Below are 3,839 nucleotides of genomic sequence, written 5' to 3'. Positions count from 1 at the left end.
GGTCGCCGCCCTCGACGCCGGCGCCGACGACTACATCACCAAGCCGTTCAGCATGGACGAACTCCTGGCCCGGCTGCGGGCGGCGGTCCGCCGTACCGAGGACACCCCGCTGGTCCCCGAGACGACACTCGTCGAGACGGAGCACTTCAGCCTCGACCTGCTCGCCAAGAAGGCCGTACGGGCCGGGCGGGACGTCCGGCTGACCCCGACCGAATGGCATCTGCTGGAGATACTGGTCACCAACCCCGGCCGGCTCATCACCCAGAGACAGCTGCTCCAGGAGGTCTGGGGCGTCTCGCAGAGCAACAAGACCAACTACCTGCGCGTCTACATGGCTCAGCTCCGCCGCAAACTGGAGACGGACCCCTCCCACCCCCGCTATCTGATCACCGAGCCCGGCATGGGCTACCGCTTCGAAGGATGACATGACACGCGGCAAGCTCCGGATCTACCTCGGCGCGGCACCCGGCGTCGGCAAGACCTATGCGATGCTCTCCGAGGCACACCGCCGTACCGAACGGGGCACCGACTGTGTCGTGGCCTTCGTGGAACATCACCACCGGCCGCGCACGGAGGTGATGCTGCACGGCCTGGAACAGGTGCCGCGCAAGGAGATCGAGTACCGGGACGCCGTCTTCACCGAGATGGACGTCGACGCCGTACTGCGGCGCGCCCCCGCCGTCGTCCTCGTGGACGAACTGGCGCACAGCAACATCCCCGGCTCGCGCAACGCCAAGCGCTGGCAGGACATCGAGGAACTGCTCGCCGCCGGCATCGACGTGATCTCCACCGTCAACATCCAGCACCTGGAGTCCCTGGGCGACGTGGTCGAGTCGATCACCGGCATCCGGCAGCAGGAGACCGTCCCGGACGAAGTCGTACGGCGCGCCGACCAGATCGAGCTGGTCGACATGTCCCCGCAGGCACTGCGCCGCCGCATGGCGCACGGCAACATTTACAAGTCGGACAAGGTCGACGCGGCCCTGTCCAACTACTTCCGGCCCGGCAATCTGACGGCGCTACGGGAGTTGGCCCTGCTGTGGGTGGCCGACCGGGTCGACGAGTACCTCAACGAGTACCGCAGCGAGCACCGCGTCTCCAAGATCTGGGGTTCCCGCGAGCGGATCGTGGTCGGGCTGACCGGCGGCCCCGAGGGCCGCACCCTGATACGGCGCGCGTCCCGCCTGGCCGAGAAGGGCGCCGGCGGCGAGGTGCTCGCCGTCTACATCTCCCGCAGCGACGGCCTGACCTCGGCCTCTCCGAAGGAACTCGCCGACCAGCGCACCCTCGTGGAGGACCTCGGCGGCACCTTCCACCACGTCGTCGGCGACGACATACCCGTCGCGCTGCTGGACTTCGCGCGGGGCGTGAACGCCACCCAGGTCGTGCTGGGTGTCTCCCGCCGCCGCAGCTGGCAGTACGTCTTCGGGCCCGGCGTCGGCGCCACGGTCGCCGTGGAGTCCGGCCCCGACCTCGACGTCCACCTGATCACGCACGACGAGGCGGGCAAGGGCCGCGGACTGCCGGTGGCGCGCGGCGCGCGCCTCGGACGCTCCCGGGTCATCTGGGGCTGGGCCGTGGGTGTGCTCGGCCCGGTCCTGCTCACCTGGCTGCTCACCAGTGCCACCCCCGATGTCGGCCTCGCCAACGACATGCTGCTGTTCCTCACCCTGACGGTCGCGGCGGCCCTGCTGGGCGGCCTCTTCCCGGCGCTCGCCTCCGCGGTCGTGGGGTCCCTGCTGCTGAACTGGTACTTCACCCCGCCCATCCACACCCTGACCATCGCGGACCCGAAGAACATTGTCGCCATCGCGATCTTCATCGGCGTCGCCGTGTCCGTGGCCTCGGTGGTGGACCTCGCGGCCCGCCGTACCCATCAGGCATCCCGGCTGCGCGCCGAGTCGGAGATTCTCTCCTTCCTCGCGGGCAACGTCCTGCGCGGCGAGACCACGCTGGAGGCGCTGCTGGAACGGGTCCGCGAGACCTTCGGCATGGAGTCGGTGGCCCTGCTGGAGCGGACCGGCGAGACAGCGCCCTGGACCTGCGCCAGCAGCGTGGGACCCCGGCCGGCCGAGATCCCGGAGGACGCCGACGTCGATGTCCCCGTCGGCGACCACATGGCTCTTTCCCTGCGTGGGCGGGTGCTGCCCGCCGCCGACCGCCGGGTGCTGGCTGCGTTCGCCGCTCAGGCCGCCGTCGTCCTGGACCGGCAGCGGCTGCAGAGCGAGGCCGACCGGGCCAAGGAACTGGCCGAGGGCAACCGCATCCGCACCGCCCTGCTGGCCGCCGTCAGTCACGACCTGCGCACCCCGCTCGCCGGCATCAAGGCCGCGGTGACCTCGCTCAGGTCGGACGACGTCGAGTGGTCCGAACAGGACCAGGCGGAACTGCTGGAGGCCATCGAGGAGGGCGCCGACCGGCTCGACCACCTTGTCGGCAACCTGCTCGACATGTCCCGCCTGCAGACCGGCACGGTGGTGCCCATCATCCGCGAGACTGACCTGGACGAGGTTGTACCCATGGCGCTCGGCGGAGTCCCCAATCCGGAGGAGTGCGTGGACCTGGACATCCCCGAGACCCTGCCCATGGTCCACGTCGACCGGGGGCTGCTGGAGCGGGCCGTGGCCAACGTCGTCGAGAACGCCGTCAAGTACAGCCCGCCGGAGGAGCGAGTCCTGATCTCCGCGAGCGCCCTGGCCGACCGTGTCGAGGTACGGGTCGTGGACCGCGGCCCCGGCGTCCCGGACGAGGCCAAGGACCGCATCTTCGAACCCTTCCAGCGGTACGGCGACGCGCCCCGCGGCGTCGGAGTCGGCCTCGGCCTCGCGGTCGCCCGGGGCTTCACCGAGGCCCTCGGCGGCACACTGCACGCCGAGGACACGCCCGGCGGCGGCCTCACCATGGTGCTCGCCCTGCCGACGGCAACGGAGCCTCGAGCAGGACAGCCGGATCTACCGACGGCGGCCGCCACCTGAGCACACCTCAGGCGCCGGGCGGCACCGTCTCGAACTCCCTCCGTATGTCCCCGGTGTCCAGCCGCAGCCGCCAGATGTTGCGGCGGTGCACGGCCGCCAGCGCGGCCTGCAGCGGCGACGGCGGCACCGCGAGAACGGGACAGGCGGCGCGGGCGAGGCAATAGCGGCCGACCGACGGCGACAGCGCCCGGTGCAGTCGACCCCGCCGTCCGGCACCGACCACCAGAAGGTCGTCCTCCCGGTCGGCGATCCGCACGAGCACCGGCCCCGGAGCGCCCCGCGCGACGAGCGCCTGACCGGGCAGACAGGTGTCCACGCCGCCGAACACCTCGCATAGCGCCCCGAAGAGCCTCTCGCGCGCCAGCCGTTCCCATTCCGGAACCATGGCGGTCGCGGCCGGTGACCTGCGGGCGGCCGGGTCCCCATCCGGTGGCTCCCACGCCAGCACCGGCCAGAGCTCGGCCCCTCGGCGCCGTGCCTCCTCGGCCGCCCGGCCCAGCGCGGTGAGGCTCTCCAGAGAGCCGCTCACTCCCACCACGACGCGTGCGGCTGAGGACGGGCGGTACTCGGACATCTCATTCACCGTTCTGCACACGCCGACGGAAGGGCTCGCGGCCGGCGATTCTCCTTCGAACCGCTTCCATCTCACCCCGGTACCGCGGCTTTCGAACAGCCCGTACGCCAGTTCTTGGCGCCCTTCTGACGACCCTTCCCGTGCCCTCTGACCAGGGGCGTCAGCATGCCGTCAAGGTCGCCCCGATCGTCGTCAGCGTCCCGTCAGAGCATGCCCGGAACCCGGGGACACCGGGCATAACGTCGACTGCGAGCCCCGGTCCGCCTCCCCGCGTCCGGGGCATCCCAGAT

Annotated in this window: 3 protein-coding genes; 2 read left to right on the top strand and 1 reads right to left on the bottom strand. The window is 71.1% G+C overall.

Annotation, left to right across the window (positions count from 1 at the left end; translation table 11 throughout):
- Positions 1–424: winged helix-turn-helix domain-containing protein (locus IE277_RS46265; RefSeq protein WP_189960097.1), on the top strand; the 424-nt coding region annotated here is incomplete at its 5' end.
- Position 425: 1 nt separating this feature from the next.
- On the top strand, positions 426–2,975 hold the full coding sequence (locus IE277_RS46260) for a DUF4118 domain-containing protein (RefSeq protein WP_189960095.1): 2,550 nt from the start codon (positions 426–428) through the stop codon (positions 2,973–2,975).
- Positions 2,976–2,982: 7 nt separating this feature from the next.
- Here the strand turns inward: IE277_RS46260 and IE277_RS46255 are convergent, their stop codons facing one another.
- Positions 2,983–3,549 carry a universal stress protein gene (locus IE277_RS46255; RefSeq protein WP_189960093.1) on the bottom strand — a complete coding sequence of 189 codons (567 nt, stop codon included), beginning with the start codon at positions 3,547–3,549 and terminating at the stop codon, positions 2,983–2,985.
- Positions 3,550–3,839: the final 290 nt, after the last annotated feature.

Origin of the sequence: Streptomyces alanosinicus (assembly GCF_014650595.1) — a bacterium.
GTDB lineage: Bacteria > Actinomycetota > Actinomycetes > Streptomycetales > Streptomycetaceae > Streptomyces > Streptomyces alanosinicus.
This window is presented reverse-complemented; position numbering and strand designations above follow the sequence as displayed.